The sequence below is a fragment of the Streptomyces sp. YIM 121038 genome, from assembly GCF_006088715.1.
Classification (GTDB): Bacteria; Actinomycetota; Actinomycetes; order Streptomycetales; family Streptomycetaceae; genus Streptomyces.
In genome coordinates this window covers 7191946-7217292 of the sequence record NZ_CP030771.1, presented here as the reverse complement: position 1 = coordinate 7217292, position 25347 = coordinate 7191946, and the positions used below count along the sequence as shown (strand labels likewise).

Genomic DNA, 25347 nt, shown 5'->3' with positions numbered 1-25347 from the left:
AGGCGGTGTACGAGTACGAGGAACTGCGCATCCGCGTCCGCCCGTTCGGCCCTGCCCGCTTCCTGGTGGCCGTCAGCGGGCCGTCCTGCGCCACCGACGTCATCGCCGTCGACGGCGAGCCCGCGGCGCTCCGCGCCCGCTGGGACCGCCTCGTCGAGGCCGACCTCGGCCATGCGCCGATGGGCGAGCGGCACACCGTCGAGCAGCTGCGGGAGCTGGGGCGCGCCGTGTACGGGCTGCTGTTCGGCGACGGCGCCCAGGCGGCGCCCGGACGCCCCGGCCGTCCGTACGCGACACCGGCCGGGCCTCCCGGCAACGCCGGGTTCGGGCCGGGAGCCCCGGGGTTCGCCGCCCCCGGCTTCGGCCCGCAGACCCCGGCACCCGGCTTCGGTCCGCCGCCCCCGGCGCCCGGCAGCCCGGCGTACGGGCCGCCCCGCACCGCCCCGGCCGTGCCGCCCCCGCCCCGCGGCCCCCGCTCCTCCCCCACCGCCGCCTGTCTGGCCTCCGCCCTCGACCTCGCCCAGCGCACCGCCCCGGGCCGCCGCCTCCGGCTCCGCTTCGACCTGCCGCCGCGCCTGCGCGAGCTGCCCCTGGAGGCGCTGTGCGCCCCGGCCGACCTGCCGCACCAGTCGCTCGCCCTCAACCCCGCCTACTCGCTGGTGCGTTCCCTGCCGGGCGGCCCGCTGGGCCAGCGGCTGCCCACGCCCGCGGACGAGCCGAGCCTGATCCGGCTGCTCGTCGCCTGCGCGTCGCCGCCCGGAGCGGGCCCGGCCCTGCGCCTGGACGCGGAGGTCGCCGCGCTGCGCCAGGAGCTGCCCGAGGTGGCCGTGCGCACCACCGTCGTGGAGGCGGCCACGCGCGAGCGCCTGGAGGCGGCCCTCGCCGCGCACGGCGACCTGCCCACGGCCGTGCTGCTCATCGCCCACGGCCGCTACGACGAGGAGCTCGGCAAGGGCGTCGTCCAGCTGGAGACCGAGTCAGGCGGCGTCGACAGCGTCCCCGCCGATCTGCTCAGCGGCATCCTCCTGAAGGCGCCGCGGCTGCGCCTCGCCGTGCTCAACCTCTGCGCGGGGGCGGACAGTTCGGGACCCGACGGGATGCACGCCGAGCCGTTCTCGGGGCTCGCGCAGGCGCTGGTCGCCGGGGGCCTGCCCGCCGTGGTGGCGATGCGCGGCCGCGTCAGCGACGCGTCGGCGGGCCGCTTCAGCCCCGAGCTGTTCAAGGAGCTCGCGGCCAACCGCACCGTCGACGAGGCGGTGTCCACGGCCCGCCGCCGCATCTCGCACCTGCCGCGCCACACCGCCGTCGAGTGGGCGACGCCCGCGCTGTTCCTGCACGCCGAGTACCGGCACGGCTGGCTGTTCAAGGCGCGCGAGGTCCGCGACGACGGCGGCGCCGTGGCCGACCCGCTGCGCGAGGGCGCGGACGCGCTGCGCGCCTTCCAGAGCCCCGTCGGGCACGTGGACGCCACCACGCTGATCAGCGCCGCCCGCTTCGAGCGCGACCAGGGCCGGTGGCCGCAGGTGCAGCGCATCCTGCGCACGCCCACGCGGCAGTACGAGGACGAGCAGCGGCGCCTGCGCACCGAGGCGGCGTGCGAACTGGCCTGGCCCGACCTGGAGAAGCTGTGCGGCCTGCTCGCCCACGAGGGCGACGGGGCCGCCGCGGCCGCGCAGCTCGCCGTGGTCCACGCGGCGCTGCCCCTGCCGCTGCCGGGGCCGCTGACCGCCCGCGCGGAGCGGCTGCGGCTCGCCGCCGAACTCCTCGACCGCGCGCGGACGGCGGAGGCCGCCGCCGACTGGGACGCGGCCGTCCGCCTGTACGAGGAGGTGGCCGCCGCCGGGCTCGGCCGCACGGAGGTCCCGGAGCGCCTGGCCGCCGCGCGCACGGCCCTGCGCGCCGCCTCGCTCCGCGCCGCCGCCGAGCGGGCCCACCGCGAGGGCGACTGGGACGCCGCCGCGCACGCCTACGCCGGGGCCGCGGCCCTGTGCCCCGACGACCCGGCCGCGGCGGCCCGCGCGGCGTACGTCCGCGGCCGGTCGGCGGAGGCCGCGGGGCGGTGGCGGGAGGCCGCGGCGGCGTACGCGGAGTGCGGGGGCGCCCCGGGCGCATCCGGGCCGAACTCCCCGGGCTCGGGCAGCGCACCATCCGGCCCGAACTCCTCGGGCCCTACGGCCGCGCCACCCGGACCGGACGCCCCGGGCCCTACCGTGCCACCACCCGGACCGGCCGCCCCGGGCCCGGCCCCGGCACCACCCGCCCCCAACTCCCACGACCCGGCCCCCGCACCACCCGCCCCGAACTCCCCGGACCCGCACGCCCCGCCACCCGGGCCGGACGCCTCACCCGTCGGCCCCGACTCCCCGGCCCCGGCCGCCCCACGGCCCGCCCCGGATGCCCCGCACACCCCGGCCACCCCGGGCATCGCCGACGCCGCCCTCCGCCGGTCCTACGCGTGCGGCCGCGCGGCCGCCGAGGAGGGGGACTGGGCAGCCGCCGTCGCGGCCTTCGAGGCGTGCCGCTCCCCCGGGAACGGCCCCGGCGGACCCGGCGGCCCTGGCGGACCCGGTGGCCCCGGCTCCCCTGCCGTCGCCCACCTCGACGCCGACGGCCGCTGCGCCTACGCCCGGGCACGGCTCTGCCGCGAGCGGGCCGACTGGGACGGGGCGCTCGCCTGGCTCGGCGGCCTCGCGGACTCCTTCGCCGACGTGGCGGACCAGGTCCTGTACGCGCACGGCCGGGCCGCCGACGCCCGGGGCGCGTGGGCCGGTGTCATCGACGGCTTCGGGAGGCTGCCGGACGCCTACGCGGACGGCGACGTGGGGGTGCGCCGCCGCTACGCCCGCGCCCGGGTGGCGGCCGACGTCCACCGCGACTGGGCGGCGGCCTGCGCGCTGCTCGCGGGCGTGCCGGACACCGCGCGCGAGGGCACGGTCGCCCCGCTGCGCCGCAAGGCGGAGGGCCGCCGCGCGGAGGCGCGGCCCGACTGGGCGGCGGCCTGCGCGATCTACGGGCGCGCCTTCCAGAACGGCACCGCCGCCCCGCAGACCCCGGCGGCCCCCGAGCCCTTGCACCTCTACCTCTACGCCCTCGCCCGCACCCACGAGGCCGCCGGCCGCTGGCACGACGCGCTGCGGGTCTACCGCGTCCTGCCGGACGCGTGGGCGGACGTGCCCGCGCGGCGGCGCTACGCCGGGGCGCGCGTCGGCGAGGAACGGGCCACCGGGGCGGCGCAGTGGCGGGCGGTCGCGGCGGCGTACGAGGAGATCGGCGGCGGGCTCGACGGCGCGGACTGCGCGGCGCGCTGCCGGTACGCGCGGCTGCGGGCCGCCGAGGCCGAGGGCGAGTGGACCGCCGTCGTGGCGGCGGCCCAGGCGCTGCGGGGGCAGCCCGGCGTGGACGCCGCGGCCGCCGTGGACGCCGTGGACGCGTACGCGCGCGGCCGCATCGCGGACGCCCACCAGGAGTGGGAGAAGGCCGCGGAGGCGTTCGGCGCGTGCCTGGGGCACCGGGACGCCGACGCCCACCTCGCCTACGCGCAGGGGCGGTTGCTGGAGCGCGACGGCCGCTGGAGCGACGCCGTGGCCGCGTACGAGCGCGCCGCGGGACGGCTCGACCGGGCCGAGGTGCGGCGCCGCCGGCTGCGGCGGCTGCTCGATCTGCTGCCCTGGGCCGACGGCCTGACCCACGCCCCGCTGACCGCCGACCCGTTCGCGCTGCGCGACCCCACGTACCCGTATCTGGCGCTGCGCGAGGCGGGCGTGCACCCCGGCGTGTCCATGGCCGCCGTCCGGGACGCGCCGTACACGCTCCTGGGGCGCGGCGGCATGTCCTGGTCCGAGCGTGTCGCCCTGGACCGGCTCCAACTACCGGGCCGCAGGCTCCAGTTGGACGCCCTGCTGTACCGCTGGCACGCGCCCGACGCCGTGCGCGACGCGCTGGCCACGCTGTCGCCGGACGACGAGCACGCCGGGCCCGGGCTCGTGGACGTGCTGTGCGAGCGCTTCCCCGAGGACGCGCCGCTGCTGCTGCTCCTCGCGCGCGGCCGGGACGCGGCCGCCGCCGAGTGGGAGCGGCGCCTGGCCGCGGCCCCCGGCGACATGGCGGTGGTGCACGGCCTCGCCGTGGCCCGCCTCTGGCAGGCGCAGGAGCTGGAGCAGAGCGGCGCCTGGGAGCACGCCACGCGCACCTGGGAGCAGGCGCTCGCGTACTGGTCGACGCTGCTCAGCGACGACGCGTACTGGGACGGCTGGCGGGCCGAGCGCGCCGCCTGCTACGCGCGCGAGCTGGCCCCGGAGGACATGAACCGGCTGCGCTGGGAGCTGAGCCGTCATCTGTCCGCGCAGCTGTCCGCGTACGAGCAGCGGCACACCGAGGAGGGGCGGCCCCAGCAGGCCGAGGAGTACGGCGAGTTGGCGGCCTTCCTGGAGGCCGAGCTGGGGGGCGCCCGGGTCCTGAAGGACGTGGGCGGGCTCCCCGGGGTGCCCGGGGCGCGCGGCGCGCTCGCCTGCGGGCCGCACTATCTGCGGCTGCTCGATCTGCAGCTGCCGCTCGCCGCGCTGGCCGCGCAGCTGGACGCCGCCGCCAAGGACGGCAAGGACCCGGGCGAGTACGCGGCCCGCGAGCTGCGCTGGGCGTTCTCCGGCCTGGCCCGGTCGCTCGCGCTGTGCGCGGTCCACAAGTTCCCGGGGGCCCTGGGCGCCCTGCCCGCCTTCCCGACGCTCACCACGCTGCCCGAGGACTGCGCGGGCCCCGCCGCCGCGGCCGACCCGCGCCGCCACATCGAGGGCTGCGGGCACTGCCGGGACTTCCTGCGCCGGGACCCCGCGTACGTCCAGCTGGCGCACCGGCACGCGCGGCTGCTCCAGGACGGCGTCGAACTGGCCGTGCGGGCCCGCCTCGAACTGTCCCGCTCGGCCCTCGCCGACGGCGAGGACGGGCTGAGCCGCGCCCTCGAACAGTGGGAGCGCCTGGTGCGGGTCGCCCGCCGCGCCGGGATGTCGGCCCGTGCGAAGAAGGCGGTCGTCCGCACCGCGCTCGGCCGGGTGGAGGCCCTCGTCAGCGAGCCGTCCGGGCCCGGGGCGCGCCGCGGCGACGGGCTCGACGAGGCCATCGCGCTCGTCGAGGCCGTGCCGCCGCTCCTTCACCCGCTGGACCGCGAGGTGCGCGACCAGCTGGACGGCAGGCTCTCCTCGCTGTACTCGATGCGCGGGGTGTGGCGCGGCTACACCCGCACCAAGCACGGCATGCGCTCGGACGTGTACGGCGCCGAGGCCGACCTGCGCCGCGCCCTCGACCTCAACCCGGCCTCCAACCACGCACGGGACAACCTCGCCCGCGCCCTGGTCTTCACCCTCGACGAGCGCGGCGACCCGCTGCCCGTCCGCCTGCGGCACCTGCACGAGGCCCTCGGGCTGCTCGACGTCGGCCTCGGCCAGGCCCTCACGCACAACTACCGCGAGACCCTCGGCGAGGCCCTGGAGGAGCTGGACCGGCTGCTCGCCACCGACCTGGGCGTCGCGGGCATGGGCGCGCTGATCCGCAGCGACGGCGCGGAGCCGCCGCCGGACGAGGACGACCTGGCCTCGTGGGCCGCGGAGCTGACCGACCGCGCGGAGGCCGAACGGGCCCGGGGCGACGTGCGCAAGGCCCTGCACCACCTGATCCGCGCGACCCGCGCGGACGCGATGGACCCGCGGGTGCGCCGCGCGCTCCTCGACGCGGTGCGCGGCTGGCGCGCCGCCCTGACCGCGGCGCCGCCCGGAGCACCCCCCGAGAAGGGCACCCCGCCGTGATCCAGGACCCCGACGGGCCCCCGAGCCCCTACGACGCGCTCGCCGAGGCCCCGGTCACCCCGTGGACCACGCACGCCGAGCTGCGCGACGCGCCGTTCGAGCTGCTCGCCCGGCGGCTGATGACCCCGGCAGCGCAGGCCGCGTGGGACGAGCTGCGCACGGTGCCGGGGCGGCTGCTCGTCGACCTGTTCCTGTACGCCGTCGACGTCGCCGCCGAACTGCCGGGCGCCACCGAGGAGATCGACCGGCTGCTCGCCGGGGCGAGCGGCCCGGGCGCCGGGGAGCCGCTGTCCGGGGAGGCGGTCGCCCGGCTCCTGGACGAGCTGATCCGGTTCGACGCATGACGGCGGCCCGGGACGGATCCCGCCGGACGACAGCGGCCCGGGACGCCCGCCGGACGGCGGCGGACCCGGACGGATGAGGAGGACACCGTGACCGAGCAGGAGTCCACCGCGGCGGCCGCGCGCGTCGCGTACGAGGGGGCGCGGGCGCTGGCCGAGCGCGACGCCGCGCACCGCGCGCACACCGAGCGGCTGCTCCTGGCGTGCGCCGACGCCCTGGACGCGTGCGACCGGCTGCTCGCCGCCGGGCCGCGGCAGGACCCGGCGGCGTACCGGCGCACGGTGCGGCTCATCGCGGGGCAGCTGGAGGCGGCCGCGACCGGCGCGGGCCTGGAGCCGCTCGGCGCGGTCGGCGAGCGCGCGGACCCGGCCACGCACCACGTCGTGGGCGTGCGCCCGGCGCCCGCGGGCGCGGTCGACGACGAGGTCCTTGAGGTGGCGCGGCGCGGGTATCGATACCGGGGGCACGTGCTGCGCGCCGCCCGGGTCGTGGTCGCCGCGGGCGACGCCGCGGAGGAACGGACCCAGGCAGCACAGGAAGGGACAGCACAGGGATGAAGGCCATCGGGATCGACCTCGGCACGACGAACAGCGCCGTCGCCGCCCACGACCCGCACCGCGACGACATCGCGGTCCTCACCAACAGCAAGGGCGACCGGCTCACGCCGTCGGTGGTCGGCCTCGCGCGGCGCGACGGCAAGGACCAGACCCTCGTCGGCGAGGACGCCCTCAGATGGGCGGTGCGCCAGCCGCGGGAGACCGTCGTGTCCGTGAAGCGCCTGATGGGCCGCGACTTCGCGGACCGCTCGGTGGCACAGGCCCGCGAGCGCCTCTCGTACGAGATCGTGTCGGGGCCCGACGACGACCCGCGCGCCCACGTGCTGCTCGGCGGCCGCAGCCGCACCCCCTCCGAGATCTCCAGCGTGATCCTCGACAAGCTGGTGCGGGACGCGGCCCGCACCCTCGGCGAGCAGGTGACGCACGCGGTGATCACCGTGCCCGCGTACTTCCGCGACGCGCAGCGCGCCGCGACCCGGGAGGCGGCCGAGCGCGCGGGCCTGGTGGTGAAGAAGATCATCGACGAGCCGACCGCGGCGGCGGTCGCGTTCGGCCTGCACAAGCCGGGCGGGGCGCGCAGCCGGGTGCTCGTCTACGACCTGGGCGGCGGCACGTTCGACATCTCCGTCCTGAACACCGTCAAGGACGCCGAGGGCAACAGCCAGTTCCAGGTGCTGCGCTCCGCCGGGGACATCTGGCTCGGCGGCGACGACTTCGACCTGGCGATCGTGGAGCGGATCATCGCCTGGATGCGGGACGAGCGGGGCGTCGACCCGTCCCGCGACAAGGAGTTCCTGTTCCAGGCGAAGAAGGCCGCCGAGGCCGCCAAGCGGGAGCTGAACGAGCTGAGCGAGACGTACATCGTGATCCCGGCGGCGTACCACGGCCCGGAGGGCATCGTCGACGTCGAAATGGCGCTCACCCGCGAGGAGTTCCAGCGGATGATCGCGCCCCTGGTGACCCGCACCATGGACCTCGTCAAGGAGACCCTGACGGGCTACGAGCTGACGCCCGACGACATCTCGGACGTGCTCCTCGTCGGCGGCGGCACCCTGACCCGCCCGGTGTACGAGGCGGTCGAGGCGTACTTCGGCGGCGACAAGGTGCGCCGGAACATCAACCCCATGGAGTGCGTGGCCTACGGCGCGGGCGTGCTCGCCGAGACCCTCAACGGCGTGGAGTGTCCGGCGCCGCAGTGCCTGAAGGCCAACGAGTACACCGCCGAGGCGTGCGCGGACTGCGGCCAGAGCCTGGTCAACGCGCGGCCGGTGGGCTCCACCGGGCTGTTCGAGTCGACGCCCATGGCGATGGGCATCGCCGCGGTCAAGGGCGCGCGCCGCGACGTGTTCGTGCCGATCATCCCGGCGGGCTCGCCCTTCCCGCTGCCGGAGCCGCGCACGCGCACGTTCCACGCGACGGACAGCCGGCTGATCCGCGTGCCGGTGTACGAGGGCGACAGCCACGTGGCGAGCGAGAACGACGAGCAGGGCGTCGTCGAGTTCGAGCTGCCGCAGGAGATCGAGATCAACCGCCATGTGGACGTGTCGTTCAACTACTCGGCGGACCGCATCATCACGGTCCGTGTCAGCGTGCGCGGCACCGACATGGCCCTGGAGGCGACGCCGCGGCGCGACAAGCCGCGCACGCCGCCGCCCGAGACCGAGCGGGAGGTCGACAGCGCGGTGCTCCGCGAGGAGCTGGGCCTCGCCGAGCGGGAGGCCCAGCACTTCCTGAAGCGGTACGGGCCCTACATCGAGCACACCCAGGAGCTGAAGGTGCGCCGGGACATCACGCAGGCGCAGCGGGCCGTGGAGATGGGCGACAGCGGCGAGTACCAGCGCCTCACCGAGCTGCTGCTCGACGACATGTACCACCAGTGCGGGCTCGCCAGCCAGTTCCGCCAGGCCGAGCTGGCCTCGGACGGCGCGCCCCTGGAGACCGTCAAGGCGATCAGCGAGGCCGTGGAGCAGGTCAAGTCGGCCCACCGCAACGGCAACCGCATCCAGACCGCCGAGCAGGCCAAGAACCTGCGCAGCATGATCGCGGTGGCCTACTCCGAGCGCGCCGTGCCGTCGCTGCCGAGCAAGCGGGACTACGACGGCATCCTCCAAGTCCCGGACGACATGGCGGGCGGATGACGGCAGCGGGGGGTACGGGGGTGACGGCGCAGGACGCCGACGGCCGGGTCAGCCTCGGTGTGGACTTCGGCGCGACGGGGGTGCGGGCGCTCTTCGCGGTGGCCGGGCAGCCGGTGCGCCGCCTCGACCTGCCCGCCGACGAGTGGCCCTGGCTGGTGTGCGCGCCGGCCGCCGCGGGCGTCCTGCCGGTGGTGTTCCCGAGCGTGAAGTCCCTGCTCGGCAGCGGGAGTCCGGTGCCGTGGCGGGACGGTACGGAGGACGCCGACGCGGTCGCGGCGCGGATGCTGCGGGCGCTGCGCGAGCGCGTCGAGGCCCGCGCGGGGGCCGTGACGCAGACGGTGATCAGCGTGCCCGCCGCCTTCCAGTCGCGGCAGCGCCAGGCCCTGCGCGACGCGGCGGCCGCGGCCGGGCTCGTGCCGGTGCGCCTCATCAGCGACTCGCTGGCCGCCGTCATGGGGCACACCACGGACCGCGACAGCGGCACCTTCCTGGTGTACGGCATGGGCTACGACGGCTTCGAACTGGGCCTGGTGCGCGGGGTGCGCGGCCATTACCGCGCGCTCGGCTACGACGGCGCGGCCACCTCCGGCGGCCGGGCCTTCGACGAGGCCGCGCTCGCCTCCGCGGTGCGGCTGCTGCGGGCCCACCGGGGCCCCGCCTCCGTGTCCGGCGGCGGCGCGCGGCGGTGGCTCGGCCACCGGGAGCGGGCCCAGGAGGCGCGCGAGGAGCTGGGCGACGCCGAGGGGTCGGCCGCGGACTCCGCCGCGCTCACCCTCGACCTCGGCACCGGGCCGCCGCTGCGCATGCGGATCACCCGGCCGCACCTCGACGCCTTCCTGGAGCCGCATGTGCGCCGGACCGTGCGGCGCGCCCACGACCTGCTCGGCGAGGCGGCCCTGACCCGCCCGGACGTGGACACGCTGCTGCTCGTCGGGGGCGCGACACGGCTCGCGCAGGTGCGCTCGGGCGTGGCGGACCTGGGGCGGAGCACCGCGCACGGGCCCCGGGAACTGCTCGCGCTCGGCGCCCTCAAGCACGCGGTGCGGCTCGCGGGCGGGGGCGCGTCCGCGTCCGGCGCCGCGGCCCTGGAGGAGGGTCCGCTCGACCCCCCGGACCCGGGGCGCGACACCCTCGCCGATGCGCCCTCGCTCACCGCGACGCTGCTCGCCCCGGACGACGCCCCGGGCCCGGCGCGCCGCGACGTCGCGCAGGCCCGCGAACTGGCCGGGCAGGGCCGCAGAAGGGAGGCGGTGGCGCTGCTCAGGGACATCGTGGCGGAGGCGCGGGAGCTCCTCGAAGGCCTGACGGGAGCGTCGGCGGCACCGGAGCCGGACGACTCCGACCGGCCGCCCCCGCAGCCCTCCGGGCCACCGGAGGACCCGGCCCCGCAGACGGCACCCGAGGAAGCCGACCCCCTCAGCCACGCCGCCCGGCGGCAGCTGGCCCGGGCCCGGGCCCTGCTCGACCTCGGCCGGTACGAGCACGCCGTGCAGGCCTCGCACCTGGCCTGGCAGGAGGCCACCGCGCACCCGGCGCGCGCCGACGTGCTCGACGCCATGATCGACGTGCACTGCGCGGCCGCCATGGCCGACGTGGCGCCCGACCACTTCCCCGACGCCGAGCGCTGGCTGCGCTGCGCGTACGGCCACGACCCGACGAACGAGCGGGTACGGGCCCTGCTCGCCCGCCGCACCTACCGGCACGCCCGGGAGCTGCACCGGCGCGGCGCACGCGATGAGGCGATTGAGGCCCTTGGCAAGTGCCTCACGTGGGACCCTGAACACCCCGACGCCGAGGCTCTGTTGGCCCGGTTGAGCCGCGACGGCAGGAACCGGCGCGGCAGGGGTGACGTCCTCGACTGACGAGGGCCTCGTGGGCGAGGCACTCGACGGTCACGCACCGGTCCCGAGACAGGGAGTACGCGCTTGACGCCCGCACAGCTGCTGGACAAGCAGGAGCTCATCAAGCAACTGCAGGACCTTGCGGGACACCCGGCGCTCGGCCCGCGCGCCGCCGAACTCGACGTCCTGGCCCACGACGTGACCAACGACAAACGCCTGGACCGCTGGTCCGAGCTGGACCTCGTGCACGTCTACGTCCGCCCGGAGAGCGTCACCGCGCGCGGCCGGAGACCCTCGGCGCGGCGCGACGGGCTCCTGGAGGCCGCACTCGGCGCCCTGGTCTTCGTGCCGCTCCTGGTGACCTGGTTCGGCCTGCGCGAGGCCGTGCACGCGTACGGGGAACTGAGCAAGGTGGACCGCGAGGAGGCCACGCGGCCGTTCCTGCAGCTGTGGCAGTCGGGCTTCGGCGGTCATCTGTCGCCGCTGGGCCGGTTCGAGAACGTGGCCCTGATGGCGGTCGTCCTGATCGCCCTGCTCGTGCTCCTCTCCGTGGTGCACGCGCGCGTGCGCACCCGCGCCGAGCGCGAGGAGGACGCCCAGGAGGCGGAGCGCGAGCGGCTGCTCGCGGACCTCGCGTCCGTCCTGACCCGCCTCCAGATGCTGCTCGCGCCGCACCGCAGCGCCTCGCCGAAGCAGTTCACCTCCGAACTGACCAAGGCAGCCCAGGAGATGCGCTCGCTCGCCGCCGAGGCCGAGAAGAACCACAAGGCGCTCCTCGGCGCCACCGGCTCGGTGACCGGGGCGACGACGGCCCTCCAGGAGGCGGCGGGCAAGCTCACCGCCGAGGTGCCGAAGCTGGGCGCGGCCGCCGACCGCATCGAGACGGCGGTGCGCGAGGGCCAGCACACCGCCGCCCAGGCGGGCAACGTGGGCATCGCCGCCACGCGGCAGCTCAGCGACCAGGTCAAGACGGTGGGCGCGACCGTCGAGAGCTCGCTGCGCTCGCTCGTCACCACCCAGAAGGACCTCGTCGCCAAGACGGACGCGGTGGCCCAGGCCACCGAGCAGGCCTGCGCGGCCCTGGTGACCAGCACGGGCCGCACGAACGACGCGGTGGACGGCATGCGCGAGGCCACCGAGCGCTGGGACGCGGCGGCCGCGCACTGGCAGGACGCGGCGGCCCGCCTGGAGACGGGCGTCCGGACCCTCGCGACGGCGTCCTCGCGGAACGGGTCGGAGGGACACCGCGCAGGACCGGACCCGTACGGCGCCGCGTCCGGCCCGTACGGGGCGGGCACCGGCGCCAGCGCGTACGCGACCAACGCGCCGTCGTACAGGGGCGGTTCGCCAGGGTACGGCTCCGGGTCGGGCGCGTACGGGACGTCGAGTCCGTATGGGACGCCCGGCCCGTACGGGGAGTCCGGCCCGTACGGGGAGCCCGGTCCGTACGAGGCTCCGGCGCCGTCACCCTGGCCCGGCACGAACGGCACAAACAGCATGAACGGCATGAACAGTGCCAACGGCGCGAGCGGCGCAGCAACCGGCACGAACGGCGCCCCGGCCGCCGCGCCGCACGCCCCCGCGCCTCCCCCGGCCGAAGAGGACCTGACGCCCCCTCCGACGCGGCGGGACCCCGCGCCCGAGCCGGACATCCAGGACGACCCGGCCCTGAGCGGCGGGCGCCGCCACGAGGCCGCCGAGGACGACGTGCGGTCCGACCGCACCACCGCCCTGCGCCCGCCGCCGCGGCGCCCGTCCGCGCCACCCGGAGCTGACACGTGACCCCGCGCCGGCGGCAGCGCGGCAGCCGGGTCGCCGGGGTCGTGCTCGCGGGCTGGCTCTTCGCCGACCTGCTCCTCGTCCTCGCCCTGGTGTCGATGGCCGACCGGCCCGACCCGCTGGCCGCGCGCCCGAAGCCGCCGGGCGGCGCGGGCGCGCACGCCAAGGAGAAGCCCAAGCCCACCGGCCCGCCGTCGGTGGCGCGCGAACCGGAGGAGTTCGAGGTCAAGGGCGCCGACAAGAAGTCGCTCGCCCGGCAGATCGGCCGCGAGACCCGCCGGTGGGAGGGGCGCAGGGCCGCGCTCGTGCTGACCTTCGGCGGCGGCCCGAGCGGCACGGAGTACGCCCATCTGGTCAACTCCCAGCTGAGCAAGGGGCGTCCGGCGATGTTCAGCGGCAAGACCGCCACCGACGACTTCCACGACCTGGGCGCCGACGCGACGACGGCCGTCGTCCGCGTGTACTTCTTCACGGCGCCCGGAGGCTGACCGGTGGCCGAGAGCTGGCGGCCCGGCGTCCGGGCCACGGGCACCGACACGCTGCCGCCGCTGCCCGCGCTCCCCGAGTTCCCCGGCATGCGCGGCTACGCCGCCCTGCGCGCCGCCCTGCGCGACCTGGGGTTCCAGCACGCGGCGGGCCTGCTGCGCGAACCCGCGCGGCGGCGCGCGGCCGACGGAGTCTTCGGCACCCTGCCGCAGGCCGAGACGGACGACGGCTTCCGCGTCCTGGACGGCCTGTGGTTCCCCGGCCGCGGCGGCCTGTGGCAGCGCGTGGACGTGCCGTACGTACGGCAGGCGCAGGACGCCTGGCGGACGTCGGCCGACCCGCGCGCCCTCACCGCGGCGGCCGTCGTGGACACCCTGGAGACCCTCGCCCGCGACGACCCGATGGGCCTGCGCCGGGTGGTCCTGTGGGAGCTGTGCTGCCTCCTGAAGGACCGCGCACCGCGGCCGGAGGGCACCGCGACCACCGCCGACGACGTGGCCGCGCTCGGTGTGCACCGCAGCGAGGCCCGGCTGCTCGCCGCCGCCGTCGACGCGGGCTTCCCCGCCGAAGGGCCGGTGCGCCGGGCCGCCGAGGCCGTCAACGACGTCTGGCCGGGGCTGCGCCTGCGCGCCGCCGAACGCGTGGCCGACGCGCTGCCCCGCGCGCCCCGGGACCACGTCCTCGCACGGCTGCTCGGCTCGCTGCGGGCCCGCTCGGCCGCCGTGGCCCGGCTCGCCGCACGGGCGGGCGCCCTGGAGGAGCGCGGCGACTGGCGCGGCGCCGCCGCCGCGTGGCTCGGCGCGCTGCGGGAGGCCGAGGACGCCCCGGAGACCCGCACGGGCCTGCTGCGCGCCGCCACCGGCCTGGCCGACGCGACCGCGGCGCCCGGCCGGGCCCCCACCACGGTGGCCGTCGACGACCTGCGCGTACGCCTGACCTGGCGGCCGCCCCGGGTCAGCGCCACCGTGACGTACCAGGTGCTGCGCTTCCCCGACGGCGAGCCGGAGCGGGCCGCCGAACTCCCCGGCCCGCCCGCGGGGTTGACCGCCGAGGACGCGCGGGCCCCCCTCGGCCTGGCCCTGCGCTACGCGGTCGTGCCGCTGCGCGGCGGCCGCGTCATCGGCGTGCCGCTGGTGACCGCGCCGGTCCTGATCGCCCCGGACGTCTCCGGCCTGGCGGCGGTCCTCGTGCCCGAGGGCGTGCGGCTGCGCTGGCGCCCCCACCCGGCCGCGACCGCCGTCCGCGTGCGGCGCTCGGCGGGCGGCGCCCCGCACACCGTCGTGCCGAGCGGGCCCGACCGCCTCCTGGACGCACCCCTGCCCGTGGGGACGTACGCGTACGAGGTGGCTTGCGGCTATCCGGGCGGCGGTCCGGGCGGCGGCACCGCCTGGTCGCCGGGGGCGCGCGTCACCGTCCGGGTCGAGGAGTGGCCCGCGCCGGTCACGGAGCTGACCGCCCACCGCGCCGGGGACCGGGTGCGGCTCGCCTGGAGCGCGCCGGAGCGGGGCGAGGGCACGCTGGTGCCGTGGCCCGCGGGTCCGGTCGCGCCCGGCGCGGACGTGTCGGCGCGGTTCGCCGAACTCGGCGCCGCCCCGGCCCCGGCGCGGGAGCTGGAGGTGACGGCACCGCCCGGCCGGCGGCTGCGCCTCACCGCGGTGAGCGCGCTCGGCGGGCGCGCGGTGGCCGGGCCGAGCGTCGTGGTCGAACATCCCTGCGCCATACCGGACCTGACGGTACGTCGGCTGGGAGCGGGCCGGGCCGAGGTGCGCTTCAGCTGGCCCGAGCCCGCCGTGCTCGCGCGCGTGGCCTGGGACGACGGGGTGCGCCGCGAGGAGCGCAGTGTGGCCCGCAGCACGCATCGGGCCGCGGGCGGGAGGGTCACCCTCGCCGTGCCGGAGACGGCCTGTGCGGTGACGGTCGCGCCGCTGCCGCGCCCGGACGCCGTGGCCGTCCCGGCCGCGCCCGCCCGGGTCACCCTGCCCGCCGCACCGCCCCCGCCCGGTCCGCCCGTGCGCAGGCCGTGGTGGCACCGCTTCCTGCGGCGCGGCACGGCCCCCGCTCCCTGACGGCGCGGGCGCGCCGCGCCGAGGTCCTGCCCGATGGGTCGGGCAGGACCTAGTCCTTGACCTCGGCCTCCGCGCCGCCGCCGAACTCCAGGAGCAGCCCCTGCTGGAGGCCGACCGTGCGGCCCGGCTCCACGTCCAGGACCGTGCCGTCCTGTTTGCGGGCCGTCCACGTGCCGCGGGTGCGGTTGGTGAGGCCGAACCGGCCGCGCTGCTGCGGGTGTTCGGTGACCTCGCCGACCACGGCCCGGAAGTCGTGGCGCTCCGGGTCGCCGTCCAGGTGGTGGGCGTAGAGGCGGGCGCTCGGGTCGAGGCGGATGCCGCGCCGGGTGCGCAGCGTGGTGCCGGTGGCGGTGACCAGCTCCAGACGGGGCGGCAGCTGGAGCGGCTTGCCGCACTTCCAGCAGTCGGGCGGCGCCCCGTCGGGCTGGGTGAGGTTCTGCTTGCCGCAGCCCCGGCACTGCGTGATCGCGTCCAGGACCTGGCTGAGCGCGTCCCGCCACTGGGACTCGCGCACCCGCCGCGCCGGGCTGCGCAGCCCGTGCGTGAACGTCTGGACGAACAGGTCCCGCAGGATCCTCGGCAGGGCCGCCCAGGTGGCGATGACGGTCGGCTGCTCCCCCACCACCGGGCGGTTGCGGGTGTCCTCGGGGTCGTACACGAACACCGGGTCGGAGCCGTACAGCTTGCGCTTGGCGGACTCGCCCATGCAGTGGATGCGCAGGGCGAGGGCGCCGTTGAACGGGTGGTCGTTCATCAGGAGCAGGAACAGGAGCACCGCGAGCGAGTGCAGGTCGGTCTGGGTGCCGGGCTGGGCGCCCTTGTCGCCGCGCACCAGCTCCGGCGCCATGAAGTCCATGGTGCCCGCGACCCCGGCGAGGGCGCCCTCCACGACCGCGTTGTCGTTGTCGCACACCAGGACGTCGCCGGTGCGCGGGTCGAAGAAGATGTTGCCCCAGTTGATGTCCCGGTAGGCGATGCCCTTGGAGTGCAGCGCGCGGTAGGCCTCGACGGTGTGCAGGGCGACCGTCACCAGGGTGCGCATCGTGGCGTCCTTGACGGACGGGTCGCGGCGGAACAGGGCGGGCAGGTCCTGGAACCGCGCCGGGCGCACGTCCATGAGGTAGCCGAAGCCGGGCTCCTTGCCGTCGGGGTCCATCACGATGGACTGCGGCCACAGGAAGCGGTCGTCGTCCCACCCCTTCTCGATGAGGCCCTCCAGGATGTGCTTCTGGCGGGCGTCGGCGAGCTGCGGGTAGTACCACTTCACGGCGCGGTCACCGGTGGCCGTCGTGACGCGGTACACCTCGCCCTGGCCGCCGGAGCCGAACAGCTCCGCGACCGTGACGCGCTCCCCCGACTCGGCCACCAGCTTCTTCCCGCGGGCGAGCATGCCGTTGCTCATGCCTGGGTCCCCGTTCCTTCACTCATGCGGTTCGTGTCCTCCTGTGGCGTCACTCGTGTCGCGCCGGGCTCCGAACGCCCCGACGAGGGTCGTGTCGTCGCCCGAGTACTTCGCCGCCCGCGCCAGCCAGTCCGCGAGCTGGCCCTGCACCGCCGCCAGGCCCTGTTCCGCGGCCCGCTCGCGCACCCCGGTGGCGAAGTCGAGGAAGCCCTGGTGGTCGGCGAAGCTCTTCGACAGGCCGTCGGTGGAGAGCAGCACGGCGGGCGGCGGACCTCCGGTGATGGGCTGCCAGTGCGTACGGGTCTTGCGCCAGGGCTCCGGCTCGCAGAGCGAGTCGGTCTCGTCACCCAGGTCCGGGCCGCTGGACAGCGGGGTGTGCGGCTCGCCGCCGTCGTCCACGAGGACGATGTCGCCGTCGCCCAACTGCCAGCACAGCAGCGTGTGTTCGGTGAGGACGGCGCCGAGCAGCGTGCTGCCGTACGCGGCCAGGTCCGGGGCGCCGCGGCCGCGCGCCCGCCGGTGGGCGGCGGCGCGCTGGGCGGGGGCGGCGCCGCGCGCGGGCGTGTTGCTGTCGTGGAAGAGCGCCCGGCGGTGCCAGCGGTGCCCGACGGCCTGCGGCAGGAGCCGGGCCTCGGCCCGCAGCTCCGGCCAGCCCGCTGCGTCCGCGCCGACCCGCACCGCCTCGTGCGCGAAGACCTCCGCGCACGCCGTGAACTCCTCCACGGCCCAGCGGGCCCCCAGGTCGCTGCGGAAGTGCGCGGCGGAGCCGTGGCCGTCGGCGACCGTGAGGACGACGGCGCGGCCGTCCGCGGTGGCCTTGGCGGCCCAGCAGTCCTGGCTGTACTTCTTGCCGACGCCCTTGACCCCGCCGGTGAGCAGCGCCCAGCGGACGTCCCCGGCGCGGTCTGTCCCCTGCTCGGCGGTCACCAGATGTCGGCTTCGCCCTCGACCTTGGTCAGCGGCGGGCCAAGGGGCGTCGCGGGCTTGGCGTCCTCGACCTTGGGCGTCGAGGCGTCCTTGACGACCGCCGTGGACATCCAGCGGATGGCGGCGGCGAGCTGGCGCGGGTTCTTGGCCTGCAGCGGCTCCAGCTCGGGGTTGGCGAGGAACTCCTTGAGCATGCTCTTGTCCGCGTCGTCGCCGATGGCCACGGCGACGCGCACGGCCCGCTTGCCCCAGGGCGTGCTGTCGATGGCGCGCAGGCCCGCCCGCCAGTCGTCGGTGGGCTGTCCGTCCGAGGCGAGCGCGAGCACCGGCGGCAGCGCGCGCTGCGGCATCGGCGGCGTCTGCAGGGCGCCCGCGGCGAGCTTGAAGGCGGCGCCCATGTCCGTGCCGCCGTACGTGTGGACGTCCTCCCAGGAGAAGTTGTTCACCGGGGTCGGCTCGCCGACGTGCCAGCTGGCTCCGCTGGCGAAGGAGATGGCGCGCACCAGCAGCGACGCGGCGGGGTTGGAGTCGGCGGCCTGCTGCATCTCCGGGATGGCCTCGCGGATGGCGAAGTTCAGCTGGCCGATCTTGCCGTTGACGCTCATGGAGCCCGAGCAGTCGAGCATCCAGATGAAGTGGACGGGGCGGCTGGCCATGGAGCCGCCCGGGAAGTTGTCGACGATCTCGGTGGTGTCACTGCTGTGGTCGGCTTGTTTCACGCTGGCCCTCTCCAGGTGGATCGGTCGGTACGTAAGGACGCCGGGCGCCGGGCGCCGGTTTCGCCCCGGGGCGCCCGCGGCGGTCAGCGGGCGCGGAAGCTGTTGCGCCAGGCGGTCCACTCCCGGACGCGGTCGATGCCCTGGCGGTCGAGCATGGCGTCGGCCACGTGGGAGAGCTGCCGGTCGTCGAGGCGGACGGCGACGGGCCCGAGGACCTCGTCGAGCAGTTCGGCGGCGACGCGCCGCCAGTCGTGGCTGATGCCGCGGCGCTCGCGCGGCCGCCACAGGTAGTAGTACGCGGCGACCTCGGCGGGCCGCAGCGGGAGTTCGCGCTCCAGGCGGTCCCTGCGGTCCTCGTCGAGCATGAACGCCCGGTAGGGGCCGAGGAGTTCGGGCCCGGCCGCGACCAGCTGCTCGAAGGCGGGCGGGCGGGCCAGCTGGTCGGCGTCCGCGCGGGCCAGGGCGAGGGCGACGAGCCGGAACACGCCGCGCCGCACGGTGCTGCCGAGGGGGCCCGCGTCGACGCACAGTGCCTCGAAGCGGCGCAGGCCCTGCCGCAGGGCCTTGCGGCCGTCGGCGAGGTCCTGGGCGACGACGATCAGTTCGGCGGTGGCGCGGTCCCGCCGGGGCAGGTGCGTCTCGTGCAGCAGGTCGGCGGCGAACCCGGCGAGTTCCCTGTCCACTCCGTCCGGCGCGGCGAGCAGGCCCGTCATGCGCAGGCCGTACCCGGCGGCGACGAGCAGCCGCATCGTGCAGGTGTGCGCCACCCACGACAGTTCGGCGGGGGCGGGACAGGAGCTGCCCCAGACCAGCCACCACATCTGCTTGAGCGTGTCCGCGTCGGTGACCCGGCGGCGCGGGAGGACCTCGGTGAGCTTCGCGAACAGCTCCATGCCGCGCAGGCCCGCGCCGCCCGCCCGCCAGCGCGACGCGGCCTCGGCAAGGCGCAGGGGCAGGGGGGCGTTCTCGTCGAGGCTGCGGCGCAGCCAGTCGCCGTACGGGGAGTCGGCGAGCTCCACGAGCAGGTCGAGGCGGCGGGTGTGCGGGGTGTCGGCGAGGCGGCGCAGGACGCGGCGGGTCAGCGGCTCGCTGCCGAGGTCGTCGAGGACCCGCACGGCCGGTGCGCGCTCGGCTCCGGTGGGGTCGCGCAGCGCGCGGGCGAGCCTCTCGATGGCCTCGCCGATGCCGCGCCCGTCGTCGGCGCCGACGGCGAGGGCGATCCGCAGCGGCTCGGCCCAGGTGTCGACGGGGTCGCGCAGGGCGCGCCGCAGCGCCTTGTCGGCGTCGCCGCCGTACTCGCCGCGCAGGGCCCGCTCGGCCTCGGCGTCGAGCGGCACCTCGGCGCAGACGGCGGTGAGTTCGCCGGGCAGCTCCTCGGGGCGCGCGGCGCCGAGCCGGTGCCGGGCGAGGGCGAGCGCGAGGGGGGCCGCGGCGGCGGGGTCGTGGGCGTGCAGCTCGCGGCAGACGGCGAGCAGGCCGCCGTGGTCGGTGCGGGGGTCGGCCACGGACGCGACGAGGGTGGCGACGGCCGTCCGCAGCGCGGCGCCGTCGAGGCCGGTCAGCTCGCGCCCGGTGAGGAGCCCGGCGCGCAGCAGGCGCGGGACGAGCGGGCCCGCCGCGAAGGGGTCGCCGTCGGCGGCGTCCGCCTCGGGCAGCGGCTCCCCGGCGAGCCAGAGGCGGGCCGTCCAGGTGGCCCAGGTGTCGGCGCGGGGCGGGCTGCCGGGCCCGCCGAGGCCGTCGTGGACGCGGTAGAGGTGGTCGAGGACGGTGGGGTCGCCCCGGTCGAAGTCGGCGTCGGGCCCGATGCCGACGATGTGCTGCGGGGCGCGCCCGGGGTCGGCGGCGCCGGTGGTGAACGTCAGCGACGGCACGTACGCCGCGGGCAGCGAGGCGCAGGCCAGGGCGATCCAGCGGGCGACGGCCCCGGGTCTCTCCTCGGCGACGACGAGCTGCCGGCCGGCCGGGTCGTCGAAGAGGCGCCGTACGTCGGCGAGGAAGGGGGCGACGCGGCTCTCGTGGGCGCGGGCGAAGGCGACGAGCTCGTCGTGCCCGACGGCGGCGGGCGCCGCGTCCCGCGCGGGTTCGTGGTCCGTCCCGGCCGCCCCCGCCGCCCACCAGGTGATGGGCCACTCCCCGGCGAACCGGGCGAGCGTGTCGGCTTCGGTCAGGTGGTACGCCGCCACGTCGCCCCCGGGGGCCGTGGCGCACAGCAGGCTGCCGCCGTCCGGCAGCCTGCTGTAACTGAGGCCGGTTCCGTCGCCCGAGTGGCCGCGGCCCCGGGTGTGCCCGGTGCCGATGGCCAGTTCGGCCCACTCCCGGAGCTGTCGCTGGTCCTCGCGTTCGGCCCCGTCGGCGTGCGCGGACAGAGGTGACGGGGGCGCGGACACGGGGACAGGGATCAGTCGGACGGCTCCGGTGACCGGCTCCTCGGCGAGCCGGTAGCTGTGGCGGCGGATGGCCATGCCACATTCTGACCACCCGGGGGCGCCCCTCGCAGGCGGTCGGCCAACTTCCCGCCACCAGGGGGAAATCCGGCCCCCCGCCAGGCCCCCGGACGCGGTCCCTCCGGGGCCCCGGACGCCGGTCCCGGCGGGCCGCCGCACCCTTGCGCGGCTGGGGATTCGCGGCCATCGTGGCGGTCGTGACCTCCTTCACGCTCCCTCATGACCTGGTGGGCGAAGGCCCGCACAAAGTGATCGCCGTCCACGGCTGGCTCGCCGACCGGTCGGCGTACGCGCCGGTCCTCGCCGATCTGGACACGGGCGCCTTCGAGTTCGCCGTGGTGGACCTGCGCGGCTACGGCGAGGCACGGGACGTGCCCGGGGCGTTCACCACGGCCGAGGCCGCCGCCGACGTGGTGGCCCTCGCGGACCACCTCGGCTGGGCGCGGTTCTCGGTGGTCGGGCACTCGATGGGCGGCGGTGTGGCGCAGCACGTCCTGGCCGACGCGCCGGACCGGGTGCGCCGGATCGTCGGGATCTCCCCGGTGCCCGCGTCGGGCGTCGCGATGCCGCCGGAGCAGCGGGAGCTGTTCGAGTCGGCCGGGCACGCGGCCGACAGCCGCCGGGCCATCGTCGACTTCACCACCGGCGGCGGGCGCCCGGCCGCGTGGCTGCGCCGCATGGTGGACCGGTCCTTCGCCCGCAGCGACGCGAAGGCGTTCCGCGCCTGGCTCGACTCCTGGGCGGACAACGACTTCCAGGACCGCGTGACGGGTTCACCGGTGCCCGCGCTCGCCGTGGTCGGCGCCCTCGACCCGGCCCTGTCGGCGGACGTCATGCGCCGGACCTGGCTGCCCGCCTTCCCCCGCGCCGAACTCGTGGAGCTGCCGGGCACCGGGCACAACGCCATGGACGAGTCGCCCCTGGACCTGATCCGCGTGGTGGAGGACTTCCTCCGGGCGGACGACGCGACGGCGGAGACGGACGGCACGGCCGCGGCGGACGCGAGCGGCACCGGGGCCGACAGCGAGTGACCACCGCTCCCGGGCACCCCCGCCCCCGCGAGCCCCGCCCGTCGGCGGACGCGCCCCCGGAAGGCCCCGCCCCCGCGGGCCCCGGGCCCGGCGGCGCCCCGGACGTCTTCGACCCGCGGCTGTACGCGCGAGCCGTGCCCTACGACCGCTATCGCGTGCTGCGCGACCACCACCCGGTGGCCTGGCAGGGCGAGCCGCCGGTGCTCGGCTGGCCCGCGGGGCCCGGGTTCTGGGCGGTGACGCGGCACGCGGACGTGACGGCGGTGCTCAAGGACGCGGCGGTGTACTCCTCGTGTCTGGGCGCCACCCAGATCCGCGACCCGGACCCGGACGACCTGCCGTTCATCCGCCGCATGATGCTCAATCAGGATCCTTCCCCGAGCTCCCGGCCCCGCTCGAACGGGGGAGACACCACTGACCACGGCAGGCTGCGCCGCCTGGTCAGCCGGGCCTTCACACCGCGCCGCGTGGCGCGGTTCGAGGCCCTGGCCAGGCGGCGGGCGCGCACGCTCCTCGCGGGGGCCGTCGCCGAGGCCCGCGCCGGGGACGGCGGCTGCGACGTGGTCGCGGCGGTCACCGACGACTACGCGGTCCTCAACCTCGCGGACCTGCTCGGCGTGCCGCCCTCCGACCGGGGCCTGCTCCTGGACTGGACGCACCGCGTCATCGGCTACCAGGACCCGGACGAGGCGGGCGAGCCGGTCGTCGGCGCCGACGGGCGGCCGGTGAACCCGCGCTCCCCGGCGATGCTGCGCGACATGTTCGCGTACGCGGGCGAGCTCGCGGCGCACAAGCGGCGCCACCCGGGCGACGACGTGCTCACCACGCTGGCCACCACGCCCGAGGTGACCGCGCCCGAGCTGGAGATGTGCTTCTTCCTGCTCACGGTCGCGGGCAACGACACCGTGCGCGCGGCCGCGCCCGGCGGTCTGCTCGCGCTCGCCGAGCACCCGGGCGAGCAGCGCCGCCTGCGCTCGGGCGAGGCCCCGCTCGCCGGGGCGGTGGAGGAGCTGCTGCGCTGGCACCCGCCGGTGCTGAGCTTCCGGCGCACCGCCGCGCGCGACACCGAGCTGGCCGGGCAGCGGATCCGGCGCGGCGACAAGGTGGTCGTCTTCCACGCCGCGGCCCACCGCGACGAGCGCGCCTTCGCCGACCCCGACCGGCTCGACCTGACGCGGTCACCGAACCCGCACGTGGCGTTCGGCGACGGCCCGCACGTCTGTCTGGGGGCGCACTTCGCCCGTCTGCAACTGACCGTCCTGTACGAGGAGTTGCTCACCGCCACGACGGCCGTGGGGCTGGCCGAGCCGCCCGCCCGCCTGGTCTCGCACTTCATCAACGGCCTCAAGTCGCTGCGGCTGACCCTCACCGCCTGACGGGACGCCGTGGGCCGTCCCGGCCGGTCAGCCCTCGTCCGGCGTCAGCCGCAGCGAGATGGAGTTGATGCAGTAGCGCTGGTCCGTCGGGGTCGGGTAGCCCTCGCCCTCGAAGACGTGGCCGAGGTGGGAGCCGCAGCGGGCGCAGCGGACCTCCGTGCGGACCATGCCGTGCGAGGTGTCCGACAGGAGCTCCACGGCGTCGCTGTCCTTGGGGTCGAAGAAGCTCGGCCAGCCGCAGTGCGACTCGAACTTCTCGCCGGACGTGAACAGCTCCGCGCCGCAGGCCCGGCAGGAGTAGACGCCCTTGGTCTTCGTGTCCGTGTACTCGCCCCGGAAGGCGGGCTCGGTGCCCGCCTGGCGCAGGACGGCGTACTCCGCGGGGGTCAGCTCCGCACGCCACTGCTCGTCGGGCTTCTCGACGTCGTACGACATGGAACGCATCCCCTTAAGTGAAGTACGCGGTGTACGCGGTGGTCCTAGCGGGCCAGGTGGTCCAGGATCCGCGGGCCGAGGTCGGTGACGTCGCCCGCTCCCATGGTGAGAACGAGGTCGCCGGGGCGTGCCATTCCCGCGATCAGCTCCGGGGCGCTCTCCTTGTCCCGGGCGGCCCGTACGTCGGCGCCCGCGGCGGTGGCGGCGTCGATGATGAGGGCGCTGGTCACGCCGGGGACCGGGTCCTCGCGCGCGGGGTAGATGTCGAGCACGACGGAGGCGTCGGCGAGCGCCAGGGCCGCGCCCATCTCGCGGCCCAGCTCCTGGGTGCGGGAGAACAGGTGCGGCTGGAAGAGGACGAGGAGGCGGGCGTCCGCCGCGGCGCCGCGCATCGCCTCCAGGTCGGCGGTCATCTCCGTCGGGTGGTGCGCGTAGCTGTCGACGACCTGGACGCCGCGGGCCTCGCCCTTGAGCTGGAGGCGGCGCTTGACGCCGGTGTAGGCGGCGAGGGCGGGGGCCAGCTCGGCGGCGGGGACGCCGAGGGCGACGCCCGCGGCGAGCGCGGCGACCGCGTTGTGCGCGTAGTGGCGGCCGGGCACCGACACGGCGAAGCGCAGCTCGGTGCCGTCGAGGACGACGGTGACCTCGCTCTTGAGGCCCTGGGGGGTCACGTCCGTGATCCGCACGTCGGCGTCGGCGGACTCGCCGTAGGTGACGATCCGCAGGTCGGTGCCGCGCTTGGCGAGCCGCCGGGTCAGCTCGCGAGCGCCCTCGTGGTCGGCGGCGACGACCAGCGTGCCACCGGGGACGATCTTGTCCGCGAACGTCTCGAAGGACTCGTAGATCTCGTCCATGGAGGCGTAGTTGGCGTGGTGGTCCAGCTCCACGTTGAGGACGATGGCGACCTCGGGCGCGTACTTGTGGAAGCTGCGGTCGCTTTCGTCGGCCTCGGCGACGAAGATCTCGCCGGTGCCGTGGTCGGCGTTGGAGCCCGGGGCGTCGAGGTCGCCGCCGATGGCGTACGAGGGGTGCAGGCCGAGCGCGGACAGGCTCACGGCGAGCATGGACGTGGTCGTGGTCTTGCCGTGCGTGCCCGCGACGGCGAGCGGACGCAGGCCGTCCATCAGCGCGGCGAGCGCGTCGGAGCGGTGCACGACCGGGATGCCGAGCTCCGCGGCGCGGGCCAGCTCCGGGTTGTCGGCGCGGATCGCCGAGGAGACGACGACGCAGCTGGCGTCGTCCGCCAGGTGCTCCGCGGCGTGCCCGATGTGCACCGTCGCGCCGAGCTCGCGCAGGGCGGCGGCGGTCGCGGAGTCCCGGGCGTCGCTGCCCGCGACCCGGGCGCCGCGCTGGGCGAGGATCTTGGCGATGCCCGACATTCCGGCGCCGCCGATGCCGATGAAGTGCGGTCGGGGCATGGCGGAGGGGAGGCCGGGTGCCATCTTCTCTCCCGAGAGGTGTGACGGTGACATGAGCGTCTCCACCCTATCCGCCCGGCCGGAACCCCACCGGTCGCTCCCGCGCCCGCTACTTCTCGCTGTGCGAGAAGAGCTTCAGGACCGGCACCCCGACCTTGTGGCGCGCCCGGGACGCCCAGTCGCGGTGGAAGAACTCCTCCACGTAGTGGGGGTCGGTGAGCACGATGACCTCGTCCGCCCCGGCCGCGTCCACGAGCTCGCGCAGCGCGTCCAGCGGGTGGTCCTCGATGAGCTTGCCCTCGGCCGCGCTGCCCGCGGCCCGCAGGGCGGTGAGGGAGACCTGGAGGGCCTGCTCGGCGGGGCCGACGGCCGCGTCGCCCTCCGGTACGTCCCCCTCGCGCACCGCCTCGTCGAGCTCGCCGAGCGCCACGTCGTCGATCGCCCGGAGCAGGCGGTCCGCCTGGTCCCCGCGCGGCTGCAGGAGGACGTGGAAGGTGACCGGCTCCTCGCCGTGCAAGGTGGTGACGAACTCCACGTCGGCGGACGTCAGGGCCTTCTCGATCATCAATACGCTTGTGAACACGACAGGCG

Annotated in this window: 17 protein-coding genes; 10 read left to right on the top strand and 7 right to left on the bottom strand. The window is 76.7% G+C overall.

The features are described from left to right. Nucleotides 1-5: 5 nt before the first annotated feature. The 8 genes from C9F11_RS49700 (at nucleotide 6) to C9F11_RS31010 (ending at nucleotide 15004) form a co-directional block, all read left to right on the top strand. Complete coding sequence (locus C9F11_RS49700; protein ID WP_138962357.1) at nucleotides 6-5795, top strand: CHAT domain-containing protein; 5790 nt, start codon at nucleotides 6-8, stop codon at nucleotides 5793-5795. Next, on the top strand, nucleotides 5792-6139 hold the full coding sequence (locus tag C9F11_RS31040) for a hypothetical protein (protein WP_138962356.1): 348 nt from the start codon (nucleotides 5792-5794) through the stop codon (nucleotides 6137-6139). Before C9F11_RS49700 ends, C9F11_RS31040 begins: the two co-directional genes overlap by 4 nt. An 87-nt stretch (nucleotides 6140-6226) precedes the next feature. Continuing rightward, entirely contained in the window at nucleotides 6227-6694 is a 468-nt protein-coding gene (grpE, locus tag C9F11_RS31035; protein ID WP_138962355.1) for a nucleotide exchange factor GrpE, read from the top strand. Then, nucleotides 6691-8832 (top strand): Hsp70 family protein, encoded by a 2142-nt coding sequence (locus C9F11_RS31030; protein WP_138962354.1) that lies wholly within the window; start codon nucleotides 6691-6693, stop codon nucleotides 8830-8832. The genes grpE and C9F11_RS31030 overlap by 4 nt, the downstream gene beginning before the upstream one ends. After that, the gene (locus C9F11_RS31025; RefSeq protein WP_138962353.1) at nucleotides 8829-10694 is read left to right on the top strand and encodes an Hsp70 family protein; all 1866 of its coding nucleotides are present in this window, start codon (nucleotides 8829-8831) and stop codon (nucleotides 10692-10694) included. The genes C9F11_RS31030 and C9F11_RS31025 overlap by 4 nt, the downstream gene beginning before the upstream one ends. Nucleotides 10695-10757: 63 nt before the next feature. Then, entirely contained in the window at nucleotides 10758-12455 is a 1698-nt protein-coding gene (locus C9F11_RS31020) for a hypothetical protein (RefSeq protein ID WP_138962352.1), read from the top strand. After that, on the top strand, nucleotides 12452-12940 hold the full coding sequence (locus C9F11_RS31015; RefSeq protein WP_249401944.1) for a hypothetical protein: 489 nt from the start codon (nucleotides 12452-12454) through the stop codon (nucleotides 12938-12940). The genes C9F11_RS31020 and C9F11_RS31015 overlap by 4 nt, the downstream gene beginning before the upstream one ends. 3 nt (nucleotides 12941-12943) lie before the next feature. After that, nucleotides 12944-15004, top strand: a complete 2061-nt coding sequence (locus C9F11_RS31010; RefSeq protein ID WP_138962351.1) for a hypothetical protein — start codon at nucleotides 12944-12946, stop codon at nucleotides 15002-15004. 49 nt (nucleotides 15005-15053) lie between these two features. Here the strand turns inward: C9F11_RS31010 and C9F11_RS31005 are convergent, their stop codons facing one another. The 4 genes from C9F11_RS31005 to C9F11_RS30990 form a co-directional block, all read right to left on the bottom strand. After that, a complete protein-coding gene (locus C9F11_RS31005; RefSeq protein WP_138962350.1) occupies nucleotides 15054-16406 on the bottom strand; it encodes a protein kinase in 1353 nt (450 codons plus the stop codon). Nucleotides 16407-16424: 18 nt separating this feature from the next. Then, nucleotides 16425-17333, bottom strand: coding sequence for a protein phosphatase 2C domain-containing protein (locus C9F11_RS31000; RefSeq protein WP_171075882.1), 909 nt, complete (start codon nucleotides 17331-17333; stop codon nucleotides 16425-16427). Further along, the gene (locus C9F11_RS30995) at nucleotides 17330-17989 is read right to left on the bottom strand and encodes a tellurium resistance protein (RefSeq protein WP_138967199.1); all 660 of its coding nucleotides are present in this window, start codon (nucleotides 17987-17989) and stop codon (nucleotides 17330-17332) included. Before C9F11_RS30995 ends, C9F11_RS31000 begins: the two co-directional genes overlap by 4 nt. A gap of 146 nt (nucleotides 17990-18135) precedes the next feature. After that, a complete protein-coding gene (locus tag C9F11_RS30990; RefSeq protein WP_138962348.1) occupies nucleotides 18136-20514 on the bottom strand; it encodes a GTPase-associated protein 1-related protein in 2379 nt (792 codons plus the stop codon). Nucleotides 20515-20693: 179 nt separating this feature from the next. Here C9F11_RS30990 and C9F11_RS30985 point away from each other — a divergent pair, with 179 nt between their 5' ends. Next, nucleotides 20694-21527 (top strand): alpha/beta hydrolase, encoded by an 834-nt coding sequence (locus C9F11_RS30985; RefSeq protein ID WP_138962347.1) that lies wholly within the window; start codon nucleotides 20694-20696, stop codon nucleotides 21525-21527. Between the two features lie 119 nt (nucleotides 21528-21646). Beyond that, nucleotides 21647-22903: a cytochrome P450 gene (locus C9F11_RS30980; RefSeq protein ID WP_249402243.1), complete on the top strand. Its 1257-nt coding sequence runs from the start codon at nucleotides 21647-21649 to the stop codon at nucleotides 22901-22903. Between the two features lie 27 nt (nucleotides 22904-22930). Here the strand turns inward: C9F11_RS30980 and msrB are convergent, their stop codons facing one another. The 3 genes from msrB to C9F11_RS30965 all read right to left on the bottom strand — a co-directional run bounded on the left by msrB (nucleotide 22931) and on the right by C9F11_RS30965 (nucleotide 25339). Continuing rightward, a complete protein-coding gene (msrB, locus tag C9F11_RS30975) occupies nucleotides 22931-23338 on the bottom strand; it encodes a peptide-methionine (R)-S-oxide reductase MsrB (protein WP_138967197.1) in 408 nt (135 codons plus the stop codon). Between the two features lie 44 nt (nucleotides 23339-23382). Then, nucleotides 23383-24780 carry a UDP-N-acetylmuramate--L-alanine ligase gene (gene murC, locus C9F11_RS30970; protein WP_138962345.1) on the bottom strand — a complete coding sequence of 466 codons (1398 nt, stop codon included), beginning with the start codon at nucleotides 24778-24780 and terminating at the stop codon, nucleotides 23383-23385. Nucleotides 24781-24865: 85 nt separating this feature from the next. Next, nucleotides 24866-25339 (bottom strand): indole-3-glycerol phosphate synthase, encoded by a 474-nt coding sequence (locus C9F11_RS30965; RefSeq protein WP_138962344.1) that lies wholly within the window; start codon nucleotides 25337-25339, stop codon nucleotides 24866-24868. Nucleotides 25340-25347 lie beyond the last annotated feature (8 nt).